Origin of the sequence: Caballeronia sp. LZ001, from assembly GCF_031450875.1 — a bacterium.
Taxonomy (GTDB): Bacteria; Pseudomonadota; Gammaproteobacteria; order Burkholderiales; family Burkholderiaceae; genus Caballeronia.
Map to the genome: position 1 here is coordinate 262550 of NZ_JARTVX010000002.1, position 15998 is coordinate 278547.

12 protein-coding genes are annotated in these 15998 nt (G+C 63.9%); 10 read left to right on the forward strand and 2 right to left on the reverse strand.

Features of this window, described 5'->3' with window-relative positions:
- Positions 1-178: 178 nt before the first annotated feature.
- Positions 179-964, reverse strand: a complete 786-nt coding sequence (locus P9292_RS03685; protein ID WP_244797698.1) for a hypothetical protein — start codon at positions 962-964, stop codon at positions 179-181.
- Between the two features lie 1139 nt (positions 965-2103).
- Between P9292_RS03685 and P9292_RS03690 the strand changes: the two genes are divergently transcribed.
- The 8 genes from P9292_RS03690 (at position 2104) to P9292_RS03725 (ending at position 12484) form a co-directional block, all read left to right on the forward strand.
- Positions 2104-3051 carry a hypothetical protein gene (locus tag P9292_RS03690; RefSeq protein WP_244797629.1) on the forward strand — a complete coding sequence of 316 codons (948 nt, stop codon included), beginning with the start codon at positions 2104-2106 and terminating at the stop codon, positions 3049-3051.
- A gap of 101 nt (positions 3052-3152) precedes the next feature.
- A complete protein-coding gene (locus tag P9292_RS03695) occupies positions 3153-4160 on the forward strand; it encodes a pentapeptide repeat-containing protein (protein WP_244797628.1) in 1008 nt (335 codons plus the stop codon).
- Positions 4161-4180: 20 nt separating this feature from the next.
- Positions 4181-4849 (forward strand): DUF3540 domain-containing protein, encoded by a 669-nt coding sequence (locus tag P9292_RS03700; RefSeq protein WP_244797627.1) that lies wholly within the window; start codon positions 4181-4183, stop codon positions 4847-4849.
- Positions 4850-4859: 10 nt separating this feature from the next.
- A complete protein-coding gene (locus P9292_RS03705; protein WP_244797626.1) occupies positions 4860-5255 on the forward strand; it encodes a DUF4150 domain-containing protein in 396 nt (131 codons plus the stop codon).
- A gap of 39 nt (positions 5256-5294) precedes the next feature.
- Positions 5295-8117, forward strand: coding sequence for a type VI secretion system tip protein TssI/VgrG (gene tssI, locus P9292_RS03710; protein ID WP_244797625.1), 2823 nt, complete (start codon positions 5295-5297; stop codon positions 8115-8117).
- 3 nt (positions 8118-8120) lie between these two features.
- On the forward strand, positions 8121-10808 hold the full coding sequence (locus P9292_RS03715) for a DUF2169 domain-containing protein (protein WP_309958058.1): 2688 nt from the start codon (positions 8121-8123) through the stop codon (positions 10806-10808).
- Between the two features lie 127 nt (positions 10809-10935).
- The gene (locus P9292_RS03720; protein ID WP_244797623.1) at positions 10936-11463 is read left to right on the forward strand and encodes a hypothetical protein; all 528 of its coding nucleotides are present in this window, start codon (positions 10936-10938) and stop codon (positions 11461-11463) included.
- Between the two features lie 76 nt (positions 11464-11539).
- Complete coding sequence (locus P9292_RS03725) at positions 11540-12484, forward strand: tetrahydrofolate dehydrogenase/cyclohydrolase catalytic domain-containing protein (RefSeq protein ID WP_309958060.1); 945 nt, start codon at positions 11540-11542, stop codon at positions 12482-12484.
- Positions 12485-12859: 375 nt separating this feature from the next.
- Here P9292_RS03725 and tnpB read toward each other — a convergent pair whose 3' ends face one another.
- A complete protein-coding gene (gene tnpB / locus P9292_RS43105) occupies positions 12860-13060 on the reverse strand; it encodes an IS66 family insertion sequence element accessory protein TnpB (RefSeq protein ID WP_409015122.1) in 201 nt (66 codons plus the stop codon).
- 842 nt (positions 13061-13902) lie between these two features.
- Here tnpB and P9292_RS43110 point away from each other — a divergent pair.
- Both P9292_RS43110 and istA read left to right on the forward strand, forming a co-directional pair.
- The gene (locus P9292_RS43110; RefSeq protein ID WP_244797696.1) at positions 13903-14241 is read left to right on the forward strand and encodes a transposase; all 339 of its coding nucleotides are present in this window, start codon (positions 13903-13905) and stop codon (positions 14239-14241) included.
- A gap of 229 nt (positions 14242-14470) precedes the next feature.
- On the forward strand, positions 14471-15997 hold the full coding sequence (gene istA, locus P9292_RS03740; RefSeq protein ID WP_244797695.1) for an IS21 family transposase: 1527 nt from the start codon (positions 14471-14473) through the stop codon (positions 15995-15997).
- Position 15998: the final 1 nt, after the last annotated feature.

Sequence of the window (15998 nt, forward strand, 5' to 3'; positions counted from 1 at the left end):
GATGCACGGATAACTTGTCAGGTATCCCTTAACGTCAGCTGTCTCAGGCGAACCGGCCACCGAGGATCTAGACGCGGCCGACCGCATGCAGCCTAAATCGGCCGCTCAGATTGTATCTTTTAGTGGCCGGTGCTCGCCTCCCGATCCGCCACGCTCAACTGGCACGGGAAGCAATGCGTCATTCAGCGGCAACGACGACTGACGCCTGTTCTTGCCTCGCTGCAATGCGCCTCGTGCACCATTGAACAATCATCGCGAGCAACGCCGCTTCGAGGAACGCCACGATGGGTCGTTGGAACGGAAGCGCGAACGTCAGAACCAGACAAAACGCCGCGAATGAGAAACGCCCCAGCACCATACCTCGCAATAGCGAAATCACGAAAGCCGGACCGTGCGCGCGATGGGACGAAACGGAAAGGATGATCCCGAGCAGCGGGAAGACCGCAAGCAACCCGCTCCACGTTGGGCCGACCCAGGCCGACACCGATGTGACACACAAAGTCAGAATGGCCCCGGCGGTCATTCTGCCGAGCAGATCAAACCGATAAAGAGGCGCACCGGCCGTAACGGCCGAAGTCCTCGGCAAGAACGACTGACCACAGCAAACTGCTGTAACTGCAGCGATCGAGGCCCACAAAGGCGAGGTCGGCAGGAGCGAGAGACCGCATGCGGACAGGAACCAGACGACGACGCCTGCAATTAACGCGATTGGCCAACTGCGCGATCGGCACGTCCACGCATAAGCGAAATTGAACGCCTCGGACGCTAGGATTGCCGCCAGCGATAAGTTCGCCGCGCGGGCTCCGAAGGCAGACCCGTGTGAAAGCGTCAAGAGGTACAAGATCGGCCCAGCTACCACCGGCAATCCAGCCAACCAGCCAGCGATCGACGGTCCCCACCACTTCCCCGACATCGAAACGACAAGCAGAAACAGCGGGACCAGCGTCAGCTTGAGCGCGAGCATCATGATCTCAAGGCGCTTAAAGCCGCATTCTAACGTGTGGTGGGGTCGCGAGGGCCGGCGATGCCGCGATTACCCAGACCGCTTTCGCTTGCCGACCCCGAGTTGCCTTCGACCAGATCCGCATCGAGCAGCGGATAACGAACACTGAGCCACCTTTGAATGGCGAAGCGCCGCAAGCAAGGAATTTCCCTTCATGGCCGACCCCGGTCGGGTGACCGGCGTGCGAGCTTCGGCCTTTGCGGGACGTTCGACGCGGCTTTCTTGAACGTCAGCAGTATTGCGAGTTGCCAACGGTGGCGGTGCCGCGCAGCGGCGGCCCCTTCCGCAGGGCGTCCCGCTCCATTACATCAAAGCTCACAGCGATCCGATGGGATTCGCGCGCGTGCCCCATTCAGGGCCGGCGAATCCAGGCGTCGGCAACCTTGCGCAGGACCATTATTTCACCGGCCGCGGCTCGTGACCAAGCGGACATTGGCGGTCGGAACTCGAGCGGCTGCAGTGGGTCGGGAGTTCGCATTGGCGGACGGCGTGACCGGTCGTTGGAGACAGTCTGAGATGCGAACGGCCGGAAAGCGGTGGTCAGGCGCCTGACGAGAGCCGATGCTCGAATGACGGCAAAGGCCGACGACCGTGCGCCAGCCGTCGTAGATCGAATGGCTGTTTGATGAGTGAAACGGCCGTCTCAACGTCCGAGCGCGGAACCGGACGAACGTCCTTTCATGGCCGATCAGGCCAGCTCGCCAACGGCCGCTACATGGCACTCCAATCCCAAGCCCTCGCTTCGACTAACGTACCGCTTCAGAGACGGCGGTCTGACCGGAGTGGTCAGTCTTGGCAGTCAACTGTCCGTCGGGGAAGGGCGCGCCGCCCCGATCTCTTCACTAACCACGTCGCCAATTCTTCACCTAGCTGGCGCGAATTTCACTTCCTGTGTCACCCGACACGAACGTAAGCGCGGACCTTACCGTAAGCCACGCCACGCCGCTCCGCTTGCGGGTAAGCGCGCAGTAAAACCAGCGGCGCGGCAAAGCCACGAATAGTCGCCTCTTTGGGGCTCTGCTCGGGGCTTTGGCCGCGCCGCGCATCGCTACACTGCGACCTACTCGAAGAAGCGGCTTAAACACAGGAAAGGAACGGCGATGGCCGACGCTGTGGATCATTATTTCGTGGGCCTGACACAGCAGGTTTCGGCTGGCGGACTCGCGCGCCTGCGCGGTCACGGCGCGCCCACGATGCCCGCGTCGCTCGTGTATCCGGTCGGCGCGCGCTTCAGGAATTTCGTCGAGCCGCTGGTCACGCTGCTCGAACGCGATCAGCGCGTGCGCGAGATCGTTTTGCGTCCCGTGCTCGGCCGGTATGGATCGAGCCAGGAGCTGTCCGTCGGGCTCGAAGTGAAGGCCGACACCGGCTTCGACGCCGCCCGCCTCGCCGCAAGCGTGTTCTCGCTCGCGAACGGCGCGTCGCAGACCGATGCGTTCGTCGGCCGCGTGTTGCCGCCCGGCGAATGGACCGACAACGCGCGTCCCGGCCTCACGATCCTCTTCAAGGCGCCCACGCGCATCGCGGATACGGTCGAACTGGTGCGGCAGATCGTCGGCTTTCCGGGCGAAGGCTGGGCCATCGACGGCTTCACGATGATTCCCTCGGCCGACAGCCGCATCGGCATCGTGCAGGGGCTGCGCTATATCTTTCTTCCCGAGATCAGCGTCCGATGGGACGTGGACCTGCGCGAGCGTCTCGCCGCGAATGAGAGCGAGATCGACGTGATCCTGCTCGATCAGGCAACGCGCATCGGTCGTCTGTGCAAGCTGCTCATGCAGAACGAGACCATCGAGGCCGCGTGGCTGAGCTGGTTCGACATCATGGTGGCGGGCATCGAGAATTATTGCGAGGTGATCGTCACGTTGAAGGCGGAGCAGGGCGCGCGCGCGGCGGACCCGAAGTCCATGACGCGCATGGCGTTCTCCGAGATCCTCGAACTGACCAGCGCGAGCGTGCTGCAAAAGCGCCTCGAGCTGCTCGGCCACGGCGGCGCGCGGCAGGAGCGGACCCAAACCGTCGACAGCCTGCCGGGTATCGCCGCGTGAACGTGTCCGGTTACATCCGTAACGCGGCAAGCGGGAATTGCAACACGGCGGTAGCACCGGCGAGCGAGACTGATGCACGAGCAAGAACGATGGAGCAAGCGATGAACCGAAGCGGCATGACGCCGGAAGAAGTGAAGCAGGCGCTCGCGCGCGACCGGCAGATCGCCGATCTCGATCTGGGCGGCATCGATCTGTCCGGGCAGGATCTGTCCGGCAGCCGCTTCACGAACGTATCGCTCGCCGGCGCCAACCTCTCCGGCGCGAAGCTCGCCAACGCGGATTTCCAGCAAGCCGATCTCCGCGGCGCGAACATGACGCGCACGCAGGCGGCCGGCGCGACGTTCACGCGAGCCGATCTGCGCACGGCGCTCGCACAGGACGCGGATTTCTCCGGCGCGCATTTCAATGCGTGCGACTGCAGCGGCGCATCGTTCGCCGGAGCGCGTTTCGTCCGCGCCGATGCCTATGGCAGCGTGTTCGCCGAAACCAATTTCACCAGGGCCGTGCTGTTGCGCTGGACCGCGATGGACACCGATCTCGCCAGCGCGAAGCTGGGCGGCGCGTCGTTGCGCAATGCGTATCTGAAGGGCGCGAATCTGCGAGGCCACGATCTGCGCACGTGCGACCTGAGCATGACGATTCTCGACGCCGCGCAACTGCAGGGCGCGAATCTCGGCGGACTCGCGCTCGACCGCACGAGCTTCATCGACGCGCAGCTCGACGGCGCGGTTCTCGCGGGCGTGAACGGCCAGTACACGGCGCTGCTCGGCGCGCGGCTCGCGCAAGCGGACTTGCAGGGCGCGCGCTTCGACATGTCGGATGCGAGCGGCGCGGACTTCTCCTCGGCGCGCGCCGATGGCGTGCAGTGGGAACGTTCGGTACTGAAGAAGACGTGCTGGCAGCGCGCATCGCTGAAGACCGCGCGGTTCGTCTACTGCGATCTTTCGCATGCGGACGTGTCGGGCGCGGACGGCTCCCGCGCCGATCTGAGCGGCTCGAACGCACATGCGCTGAAGCAAGACGGCACGCGCTGGGACGGCGCGAACCTGAACCACATGCGTCCGACGGATGACCTGCTGCTGCAGGCCGAACAGTGGCGTGCCCGATGACACGATCAGTGGAGCGAACTATGAAGCACAACAATCTTGTCCCGATGATGCGGGCCGGCAACGACGAAGCCGCCAGTCTCGTTTATGCGACCGTGACCGGGCGCGCGGGCCAATGGTATTTCCTGAGCGCGGCCGATGGCTCGCTCGAACGCGCGCTGCGCGCCGATAGCTGCCTCGTCGAGCCGGATTGCGGCGATTCGGTACTGGTCTGCCACGCGGGCGCCAACGTCGCGGCCTACGTGCTGGCCGTGCTCGCGCGCGCCGCTGCGGACAGCGCCGATCTCGTGCTGCCGGGCGGCGTCGCGCTGCACGCGGCGCAAGGCGGCCTGACGATCGATGCCGTGCGCATCCGCATGAACGCCAGTGCCGAGGTCGCGATCGCTGCGCCGCGCGTGGCCGTGGAGGGCGTGATCGGCGATCTCGCCTTCGACCGCATGAACCTGTCGATCCGCGAAACTGCGGCGCGCCTGGGCATCGTGCGAACGGTCGCGCAGCAGGTTACGTCGACGGTCGGGCGGCTCGTGCAGAAAGCGCGCACGAGCTTTCGCTGGACCGAGGACATCGACGAAACGCGCGCGGGCCGCGTGCGGATGCAGGTCGAGGAGCGGCTGCACGTCACCGCGCAGCATGCGAGCGTGCTGGCCGAAGGCCACGTGCGTATCGACGGTGAAAAGATCGATCTCGGCTAGGAGAACCCACATGTTCGCAGTCACCAAACAGGCCGGGCAATGCATGGGCGCGCCCGATGTCTGCAAGACGCCGGCGCCGCCCGCGCCGCCCGTGCCGATTCCGTATCCAAACATCGGCATGCCGATGCTCGGCAATCCGGCGACGACCAAGGTGATGATCGGCGGCATGCCGGCGTTGACCACCGCGTCGCAGATCTCGATGAGCGACGGAGATCAGGCGGGCGTCGCGGGCGGCGTCGTATCGAATCGGGTGATGGGGCCGGTCGCTTTCCCGCTCGGCAGCGTGTGCGTGATGCTCGAAGGCGCGCCCGCCGTGCGCCTCGGCGACATGACGCAGCACAACGAAGGCAATATCGTCGGCTCGGTGGTGGCCCCGAGCCAGGCGATCGTCATGGTGATGAGCTGAGGCTCGTTCGAACAAGGAAGAGCCTGCGAGGAACGCATTGTGAATGCACTGTCTGACAAGGTACTGGCGAACCGGCGCTTCGATTTCCGGTCCGCCGCACAGGATGACGGCAAGTTTGCCGTCGTCGAGATGGAAGGCTTCGAGGCGATCTCGCAGCCCTTCCGCTTCACGCTGACGCTCGTGTCGGAGGATCCGTCGATCGATTCCGACGCCATGCTCAAGCATCCGGCGACGTTCCTGATCTATCCGCCCGACGGACGCGACAGCGTGCCGTATCACGGCGTGCTCGCCGAATTCGACCAGTTGCATCGCGCCGACGGCTACGTGTTTTATCGCGCCGTGCTGGTGCCGCGTCTTTGGCGGCTGTCGCTGTATCGCATCTCCGAGGTGTATCTCGACGAACAGCCGATTCCCGCCACGCTCGAACGCGTGCTGAAGGACAGCCAGTTCACCGACAGCGATTACGCGTTCCGGCTGAGCGGCGATTTCGAGCGCAACGGCGCATACCGGCCGCGCAGTTTCGTCTGCCAGTACGAGGAGACGCATCTCGACTTTCTGTCGCGCTGGCTCGAAAACGAAGGCATGTACTACTACTTCGATCACGACGCGGGCGGCCAACTGATCGTGGTCGACGACCGCGTGATGCACGACGCGAACGCGGTGCAGGTCGACTATCGTCCCGACGACGAGATGGACACCGGCGTTTCCGGCCGCTCCGTGCGCGATTTCGTGAGCCGCCAGAAGCCGCTGCCGAAGGAAGTGATCCTGCAGGAGTTCAATCATCGCAAGGCGGCGGTGCCGCTGAAGATCGTCGAAACCGTATCCGGCGACGGGCTCGGGCAGGTCATGCTCTACGGCGAGAATTTTCGCGGCGAGTCCGAAGGCCGGCGCTACGCGAAGGTGCGCGCGCAGGCGCTCGTCTGCCAGGGCCGGGTGTTTTCCGGCGAAGCGACGGCGGTCGGCTTGCGCAGCGGCTTCTTCGCGCGTCTCGCGGGCCATTACCGGCAGGACTTCAACGACACCTATCTCGTGACGGAGATTCATCACCGGGGCACGCAGGCGGGCGCGCTTCTCGCGGGCGAAAGCGGTGCGAGCGGCGCGACGTCGTATCGCAACAGCTTCCGCGCGATTCCCGCGAACGTGCAGTTCCGTCCGCCGCGCACGACATCGAAGCCGCGTGTCGCGGGCACGATGACCGCGTTCATCGACAGTGAAGGCTCGGGCCAGTACGCCGAACTCGACGAATTCGGCCAGTACAAGGTGCAGTTGCCGTTCGATCTGACCGACAAGAATCCGAACAAGGGCTCCGCGCGCGTGCGCATGGCGACGCCCTACGCGGGCAGCGATCACGGCATGCATTTCCCGCTGCACAAGGGCGCCGAAGTGCTGCTGTCGTTTTCCGACGGCGATCCGGACCGGCCCGTGATCGTCGGCGCGGTGCCGAATTCGGAGAATCCGAGCGTCGTCGAACAGGCGAGCGCGCACGAAAACCGCATCAGCACGGCGGGCGGCAACATGCTGCACATGGGCGACAGCGAAGGCAAGGAAGTCATGTGGCTGCATTCACCGTTCCATAACAGCACGATCGGCCTGGGCTCGATCGATCCGAAGGGCGGCGGCAGCATCTGGAGCAGCACGGCGGGCAACAGCGAAACCGTCACGCTCGGCACGACCAACGCGACGAGCGTCGGCGGAAAGAACACGCTGACGGTCGGCGCGGCGACGACGTTGTCGGCGGCGGTCAACAACAACGCGACGCTCGGCGCGACGCTCGCGATGTCGGCAGGCATGAGCGTGACGTGGAACGGCGTGTTCGCCGGGCTTCCCAACGCGGCGGTGGTCGGCGGCATCGCGGGCGCCGCGGCGGGCGGCGCGGGCATGGGGGCGATCGCCGCGACATCGGACAGCGGATCGTCGGTTGCGCCGAGTGCCGTCGCGGGTGCGGCGGTCGGCGGTCTGATCGGCGCGGCGGCGGGCGCAGCGGGCGTCGGCTCGTGGCTGTCGCCTTCGGTGCAGTCGCTGACGATCGACGATTCGACCGGCATCACGCTGAACCAGAAGCAGAACCAGCGCGCGGTGGACAAAGTGACGCTTTCCGGAGGGCAGTTGTCGGTCGTCAAAGAGACCGTGAACAAGGTCAAGCTGGGCGTCAAGATCGCGGCCAGCACGGCGCTCGCCGCGCAGGCGGCGCTCGCGATCGCCTCGACCTACAAGGCTTATCAGAGCGACGGCGCGAAAGCCGGCGCGTGGACGCCGAACACGACCGGGCTGCTGGACGCGCAGTACGCGCTCGCCGGTGCCGAGGCGCTCGGCGTGTATGGCTTCATGCAGTACGCGGCGCGATCGCTCGCCACGACGCTCAACACCGAAGTCGCCTACGTGAGCAACGCCACGCTCGACAGCAGTGGCGTCAATCTCAGCGTCGGCGTAGCGGGCGCGGGCGCGAAGCTCGCGATGTCGACGCCCGATTCCGGCGCGAACGCCAGCGTCGACATGACCGTGGGTTTGGCGGGCTCGCTCGCGAAGCTGTCGATGTCGGCTGCGGGCATCGCGATGAACACGCCGACGAAATTCGGCGCGACGGGCGGCGACGTCGCGATCACCGGCGTCGCCACGGCGACGATCAAGGCGCCGGCCGTCACCGTCGAGGCGGCGGGAAGCCTGTCGCTCAAGGCTGTCGCGGACGCGAGCCTGAGCGCCGGCAAGTCCGTTTCGCTCGATGCGGTGACCGATGTCGAGATCAACGCCGCGGGCAAGGCCGTGCTGCGAGGCCTCGGCCCGACCACCGTGAGCGGCGCCACGGTGCTCCTGTACGCCGACGCGTGGGTCGCCTGCACCGGCAAACTGATTCAGTTGGGTTGATCGATGAAAGTCCTGAAACCGCTCGACATGGCGCTGCTCTATCGCACGTTGCGCTTTGCGCGGCGCGATTCGCTCGCACTGAGCCTGATGGCGTGCTTTCGTTTCGATGCGCCAGGCGGCGTCGATGGCCTCGTTTGCGAAAACGAAGTCTGGGCGCTCGTCGAACAGGCGCTCGGACAGAACGGCTTGCTCGATCAGGGCTATCCGAAGCCGTCGGGAGAATATCTCGTCTATGGCGCGGCCTGCGCGCCGCACGGCACCGAAGTCGAACAGATGCGCGTGAGCGTGCGCGTGGGGCGGCTTGCGAAGACGCTCGTCGTCAGCGGCGAGCGGCACTTCGGCATCGGCGGCATACCGACGCGCGCGGCGCCGTACACGCGTATGCCGATCATTCCCGCGACCGCGTTCGGCGGCGCCGACTGGGCCGCGAATCCGGCGGGCAAGGGCTGGGTGTCGCCCGGGCAGGACGGCGGCGCGCGGCAGGCGCTGCCCAACGTCGAATACGAAGCGCGGCGCATGATCGGCCGTAGCGATCGTCCGGAGACGGCGGGCTTCTGGGCCTTCGAACCGATGTCGCCGCAGCGCCGGCAATACCTCGGCACGTGCGACGAGCGCTGGCTCGCGACCGACTGGCCGCATCTGCCCGCCGATACGCGCCAGCAATTCTTCATGAGCGCGCCTTCCGATCAATGGCTCGCGTCCGGCTATTTCAGCGGCGACGAGACCTTCGAGCTTCAAGGCATGGATGCGCGGCGTCCGGCGCTGCAAGGCCGTCTGCCGGGCTTGCGCGCGCGCTGCTTCGTGTACGGTCCGGCGATCGATTCGACGGGGGCGGCAGCGCCGCTCGTGCGCGAGGTCGAAGCGCGCGCGGATACCGTGTGGCTCTTTCCCGAACTCGGATTCGGCATCGTGCTGTATCGCGCGCTCGCGGCGGTCACGGATTCGGATGCGAGCGACGTCACGCACATGCTGGCCGCATGGGAAACGCTGACGTCGACGCCATTGCCGTTCGAGCATTATCGCGATGAGTTGCTCGGCAGCCTCGCCAAGCCGGCCGATGCCGCGCCCGCCGCGCCCGCCGCGCCGGTTACGGCGACGACGTCAGCCACCGCGCCCGACATGCCCGCTCTCCCCGCCGTCCCAGCGATGCCCGCGCCGGTCTCCGACGAAGCGGCGAAGGAACTGGCGCAGGTCGAGTCGATGACCGCGGAACTGAACAATCAGACCGGCGCGTTCATGAGCAGGCACGGACTGACCGGGAAGGATCTCGAACCGTTCCTGAAGGTCGACGAGCCGCCCGCTCCGGTGAGCCTTGCCGAGATCGAACGGATGACGGCGGCGCAGAACGCGCGCACGCAGGCGTTCATGCAGACGCACGGTCTGAGCGACGCGGATCTCGCGCCGTTGCTGAAGGCGGCCGATCCGGGACCGGAGCCGAGCCTCGCCAATTTGCCGTCGATGGCGGCGAAGATGCAGGACGCCACGCGCGAGATGTTGAAGAAGGCCGGCATGAGCGAGGGCGAAGTGTCGGGATGGCTGGCGTCGAATCCGTCGACCGCCGATCTCGCGGCGCTGCCGCCGGCCTCGCCGCTTCCCGCCGTCGATCCGTCCGCGCTCGCCGCGCTGGCCGCGCTGGCCGCGCCCGCGATGCCGGATGCGCCGCCGTTTCCCGAGCCGGCGATGCCGCAACCGCACACGGCGCAGCTGACGCGCGAGCAGGTGATCGCGCGGCACGCGGCAGGCGAGAGCATCGCCGGGTACGACTTGTCGGGCGTCGATCTGTCGGAACTCGATTTGTCCGGTGCGGATTTCGCGACGGCGCTCCTTGAAAAGACCTCGTTCGCGAAGAGCACGCTGAAAGGCGCGAAGTTCAGCCAGGCGTTGCTCAAGGAGACGGACTTCAGCGGCGCGGATTTGCAGCATGCGGAACTGATCGATACGAGCGGCGGCGGCGCACTATTCGCCGATGCCGACTTGCGTGCCGCGGACCTCGCGGCCGGCGATTTCTCGAAAGCCGATTTCAGCGCCGCGCGCCTCGGCGGTGCACGGCTCGATCGGGCGCTGTTCGGCAATGCGAAGATGGCGGGCGTCGATGCATCGGCGTGCCATGCGCACGAAACCCAGTTCGATGCCGCCGATCTCACCGGCGCGAACTTCCGCGAGGCGGCTTTGGACCGCGCGACGTTCCGCGAAAGCGTGATCGATGGCGGCAACTTCGAAGGCGCGCGCGGCGAGCATGCGGTCTTTCATGGCGCACAGGCGCGAAAGGCGGTGTTCATCGGCGCGAATCTCAGTGCGTCGCGCGCGCAGACGGCGTGTTTCGACGGCGCGCAATTCGGCGGCGCGAACGTCGTGCGTGCGAACTGGCAGGGCGCGCAGTTGCACGGCGCGAACTTCGAAAGTGCCTTGCTCGACGACGCCGATTTCAGCGAAGCCCAAGCCGTGACGGCGAACTTCCGCCGCGCATCGGCGCAGGGCGCGAAGTTCGCGAAGGCCGACCTGAGCGGCGCCGATCTGAGCGCGATCAATCTGTTCAAGGGATCGCTGCGCAAGGCCAGACTCGACGGCACGCTGCTCACGCACGCAAACCTGTACGGCGTCAATTTCGACGAGACGCGGCCGACGCTGGCGACCGTCGAAGGCTCGAACATCGAGCGCACGATACTCAAGTACCGTCCGCCGGCCGTCTGAACGTAGCGTGAAGGCGCGTCCAAAGCCGCGAACAGTCGCCTTTTTTGGCGCTTGTTTCGGCATATCGGGCGCGCCGTGCGTCGTTACACTCGTGTTGCCAAATTCCGACCGATAACTCAAACAGCGTATGTCCGATCTGACGGCGGCCTTGTTCGCCCGCTATAACCGCGTCATGCGCATTGCGCTCGTCGGCGTGCTCGTCGTGGCGTGCGCGCTCGTGTATCTGCGATACCGGATGACGCTGCAGGCGCAGACCTCCGGCGTGAGCCAGCGCATGCAGGAACAGGCGATCGCACTCGACGCGCTCGTGCGCAGCAGCACCAATTCCGTCAACGCGATGCGGATCCAGGGCGAGACATGGCTGCGGCTGCATCCGCAAGGCGCGCCCGATACGGCGTTGCTCAACGCGCTCATGCCGGGAAAGGAGCCGGGCAGCATCCAGCTCGATGCGCTGCCCGTGCCGTGGACCCCCGCCGACGCCGGCAATCTCACGGGCCTCGTCGGTCCGCGCACGCCGGCGCTCGATCGCGAACTGCAAATGGCGCTGAGCCTGAACGGACCGTTCAAGACGATCATGGCGAATCTGCCGGGCGCGACGTGGGTCTACTACACGTCGGCGCGGCGCTTCATCAATAGCAGGATGTCGAACGTGTGACACATGTCGACAGTCCGGACATGCTTGTCAGGAAAGGACGCGATATCGAGAGACGAGTCTTGTCCAGAGCAGTAGCGTGGCATTTACGCGCTCGCGTAATGCTGAACGAAAAAAAGACGGTGGTTTTTCCCGACTAAATTTTTATGCCCGTCCGATCATGAACAGATCTGCAGCAGCCGTGCTCGACGGTAAAGCCGTCGCTACACAATGGGCTGAACAACTTGCACGCGAAGTAGCGTTGCTACGGCAACAGCCGGGATTCAATATTCCAGTTCTCGCAACCATCCTGGTCGGTGATGATCCATCATCGGCTACCTATGTAAGGATGAAACGCAATGCCTGTCAGCGAACCGGACTCGAGTCCAAAGCGATTGTCCTGCCGGAACATACTACGACCGCGCAACTGCTGGCAAGCATTGACGACCTCAATGCTGATCCATCGGTGCATGGGATTTTGCTGCAGCATCCGGTGCCGGCACAGATAGACGAGCGGCTCTGTTTCGATCGGATTGCGCTGGCAAAGGACGTCGATGGTGTGACGAGCCAAGGGTTCGGGCTGGTGGCGCTAGGTGAGCGTGCTTATGGCAGCGCGACGCCGACGGGGATAATGTCTCTACTGGGGGCGTACGGAATCGAACTCGCAGGGCGCCGTGCAGTTGTGATTGGTCGTAGTCCGATCCTCGGTCGTCCGATGGCGCAGATGCTGACCAATGCGAATGCAACGGTGACAGTTTGCCACTCGCGAACCATTGACCTCCCCGAGGAGGTGGGACGTGCCGAAATCGTAGTTGCTGCAGTTGGGAAGCCTCATTTTATTCGAAGCGACTGGGTGAGGCAAGGCGCGATTGTCGTCGACGCAGGGTTTCACCCGGGTGGTTACGGTGATGTCGAGCCAAGTCAGCTGCCAGCACGAGCTGCCGCATATACGCCCGTGCCAGGCGGCGTCGGTCCAATGACCATCATCACCTTGATCGCCCAGACGGTGCAAGCAGCCAAGAATGCCTGGCAGGCCGCTCAGTAGATTCCCTTTAAGCGTCACGGCGGCCACATCGCGCGGGGGGCTAAAGAAAAAGTCGCAAAAGATAAACCGTGGTCGCCGTGAACGGCCTGCCCGGCTAGTGCACGTCCACGCTGCACCGGATATGGTCTTGACTGTTCATGCGCAGTGGCAATGAGAATCGCGTCGGCAGAAGGGCGCGGTCGTGCGCTGGCAATGCGCGCTCCGCAGCAAGACATCGCCAGCTATCGCCGTAATTGAGTGAGGTCAGCTTCGCTTCTGCCATGATCGTTATTGGTCGAACGAGATACGGTAGAGTCGGTGAGCGAGTATTCCCCGGCGGAAAGCCCACGCTTACCCTTGAGACCCAACTCGAAGATCTGGCCGCCAGACGCGGCGTTACAGACATGTAGCGCGCGCAGACTCAAGGCGCCAACGCATCCGCCTCCCTTGCAATAGCCGGCGACGCGGCTTCAAGACATGCACTACCTTTACGAGATCACCGCGACGCTCGCGGAAGATGAACAGGTGGCCGCCCAGCGGATTCTCTTCGAGTGCTGTCTGCACTTTCGCGGCCAGCCCCTGGAACCCGCAGCGCATGTCGGTCACGCCGGCCGCTTGCCAGATACGCGTACCGTAAGCGCGAAGAAATGGACGTTTGGAACTCGTTGATCTGAGCGTGCAGGCTATGTCCACTGTTTCGAATCAGTGGACACTTGAGATAGGCTGACGAAAGTAGAGATCAATGTTTCGCAGAATTAGCGAAAACGGAGATCAAATGAATCGGGTACCGAAGGGCACCTACACGAAGGAATGTCGCGAGCAGGCGGTGAGACTCGTGGTTGTGATGGACTCACGCAGCGGGAAGCCGCCAGCCGTTCATCGTTGTCGGTCAAGACGCTGGGCGCCTGGGTGGTTGCTGAGCGCAAGGGGACGCTGGCCAAAGTTGGTGAGACGTAAAAGCCGCAAAGCGAACTCAAAGCGGAATTGGCACGGGTGAAGCGAGAGCTCGCAGCAGTCACGATGGAGCGTGACGTTCTAATAAACCGCCCCAGGCGCTTGCGCGCCTCCCTCGTGAGTAGAAACTCTCAAGGAGTACACTCGATTCACGCAGAGACCGTGCCCATAAGCTTCTTGGAGGTTTGAACCCCGTCAAAAAACCTGGCCCAGAGGAAGCTGCGGACTCATCTGTAGTAGCGTCTTTGGGCAACCCCGTTCAGGAAATTGATCTATTCCGAGACCCCGTTCTGCGCCTGATTATCAGGAGGTGGGTGATGCCAGAAGTCCGAACCCGATCGGAGCCCTCAGGGTTGCCGATCATTCATCCGTTTGCGGCCGGTATTGATATCGGTCCACGGATCCACGTGGTCGCCGTCGTCCGGATTTGAGCGACGAGCCAGCAGGTGCAGACGTTTCAGGCTTTTACCGCTGATTTGCAACGCATGGCCGATTGGCTCGTTTCGACCGGCACGAAGACGGTTGTGATGGAATCGACCGGCATGGATTGGGTCGCCGCGTACGAGGTGCTGGAGTCCCGAGGGCTTGAAGTCGTTCTTGCGAATGCGCGCGAGGCGCGCGCAGTTCCTGGAAGGAAGAGTGATGTCAACGACGCTCAGTGGCTGCAGCGATTGCACGCGTGTGGGCTACTACGGGCGAGTTTCCGGCCTGGCCGGGATATAGCGGAATTACGGAATTACGCGGGTACTTGCGCTGCCGCGAAAAGCACACCGACTATGCTGCTGCCCAAATTCAGCACATGCAAAGGGTGCTTACCTTCATAAATATCCAGTTGCTGTGAACTTTCGCCGTTAAGGAGCCAAACCGTTTTCGGCATAAAGGCGCCAGGGAGTTTTCGGCGTTTAGGCGCCGCAAGTTTTTCGGCATATAGGCGCCAGTAGATTTTCGCCGTAAAGGCGCCACTGGCGTCTGAGTCGGGCGCTCGAACTCCGCCAACCGCTACCCTCCCGGCACGCATTTGCTCCGGAGGGTGGCTTGAAGAGGAAGTTCGAGATGTACCAATATCGACAGGTTCTGGTGCGAATGCGCCAGGGTGACTCCGACCGGGATATCGACCGATCGAAGATCATGGGCCGTAAGAAGCTGGCAGCCGTGCGGGAGATCGCAACCGAGCGCGGGTGGCTTTCTCCGAACAACGCTCTGCCGGATGACGCGCAGCTTGCTACAGCGTTCAGCCACAAGGAGTTCCTGCCCGCGAGCTGTATCTCGTCGGCCGAACCGTGGCGCGAACAGATTGCCCAGTGGCACGACGCGGGCGTCCCCGGCACGACGATTCACAGCGCGCTGGTGCGCAACCACGGCTACGCGGGAAGCTACTCATCCGTCTACAGGCTACTTCAGCAATTGAAGGCGGAGCTCACGCCGGATGTTCCGATGCGGCTTGAGTTCAAACCTGCAGAAGCCGCGCAAGTTGATTTCGGCGCAGGTCCGACCATCATCGATGCACACACCGGCGAGGTCCACAAGACGTGGTTCTTCGTGATGACGTTGTGCTGGTCGCGGCATCAATACGTTGAGTTTGTCCGCGATCAGAGCGTCGACACATGGTTGCTATGTCACCGTCACGCCTTCGAATGGTTCAACGGCGTAGTGGGGCGCGTCATCATCGATAACCCCAAGTGTGCCATCGTCAAGGCCTGTATCTACGAACCCGAAGTCCAGCGGGCCTATGCGCAATGCGCCGAAGGGTATTCGTTCAAGATCGATCCGTGTCCGCCGAGGGACCCGGCTAAAAAAGGAATTGTCGAGTCGGGCGTCAAATACGTGAAGTCGAGCTTCCTTCCTCTTCGCGAATTCCGTGACCTTGACGACGCCAACCGGCAAGCACGAGCCTGGGTGATGCACGAGGCCAGCACCCGGACGCATGGCACGACGCGCGAAGTGCCGCTCAAGCGTTTCGAGGATGTCGAACAGGCGCTGTTGCAGCCGCTTCCCGATGTGCCGCCCGAGCTGGCAACCTGGGCGCGCGTGAAGGTCCATCGCGACGCCCATGTGCAATTCGAGCGCGCCTACTATTCTGTGCCGTTCCGGCTTGCCAGTAAAGATCTGTGGCTCAAGGCGACCGCCAACATGGTGCAGCTCTACTACGAGCACGAACTGTCGGCATCGCATGTCCGCCAGACTACGCCGGGAACGCGTATCACCGTGGCCGATCACATGCCGCCAGCAGCACAGGCCTGGCAAATGCACGACACTCAATGGTGCCTGAGAGAAGCACAACGTATCGGGCCATCATGCCACGCGCTTGTTCACGCGCTCTTCGGCGATCAGGTTCTCATCAAGCTGCGCGCCGTCCAGGGCGTGCTGCGCTTCGCTCAGCAGTTCGGCGCATCGCGCCTGGAGGCGGCCTGCCGTCGCGCGAATCACTTCGGCACGCCGAGCTACAAAGCCGTCAAGCTGATCTTGCAGAAAGGCCTCGATCAGACCTGGCTGTCGATTGAACCTGTTGAATCAGGCGCGACCACCTACACCCACGGCGGCCGCTTCTGCCGCGATACTCAGACTCTCCTGATCCATTGAA

Excerpts from the sequence above, each read along its gene's own strand:
- P9292_RS03685 (WP_244797698.1), bottom strand. The coding sequence starts at position 964 with ATGCTCGCGCTCAAGCTGACGCTGGTCCCGCTGTTTCTGCTTGTCGTT.
- P9292_RS03690 (WP_244797629.1), top strand. The coding sequence starts at position 2,104 with ATGGCCGACGCTGTGGATCATTATTTCGTGGGCCTGACACAGCAGGTT.
- P9292_RS03695 (WP_244797628.1), top strand. The coding sequence starts at position 3,153 with ATGAACCGAAGCGGCATGACGCCGGAAGAAGTGAAGCAGGCGCTCGCG.
- P9292_RS03700 (WP_244797627.1), top strand. The coding sequence starts at position 4,181 with ATGAAGCACAACAATCTTGTCCCGATGATGCGGGCCGGCAACGACGAA.
- P9292_RS03705 (WP_244797626.1), top strand. The coding sequence starts at position 4,860 with ATGTTCGCAGTCACCAAACAGGCCGGGCAATGCATGGGCGCGCCCGAT.
- P9292_RS03715 (WP_309958058.1), top strand. The coding sequence starts at position 8,121 with ATGAAAGTCCTGAAACCGCTCGACATGGCGCTGCTCTATCGCACGTTG.
- P9292_RS03720 (WP_244797623.1), top strand. The coding sequence starts at position 10,936 with ATGTCCGATCTGACGGCGGCCTTGTTCGCCCGCTATAACCGCGTCATG.
- tnpB (WP_409015122.1), bottom strand. The coding sequence starts at position 13,060 with ATGCGCTGCGGGTTCCAGGGGCTGGCCGCGAAAGTGCAGACAGCACTC.
- P9292_RS43110 (WP_244797696.1), top strand. The coding sequence starts at position 13,903 with ATGGCCGATTGGCTCGTTTCGACCGGCACGAAGACGGTTGTGATGGAA.
- istA (WP_244797695.1), top strand. The coding sequence starts at position 14,471 with ATGTACCAATATCGACAGGTTCTGGTGCGAATGCGCCAGGGTGACTCC.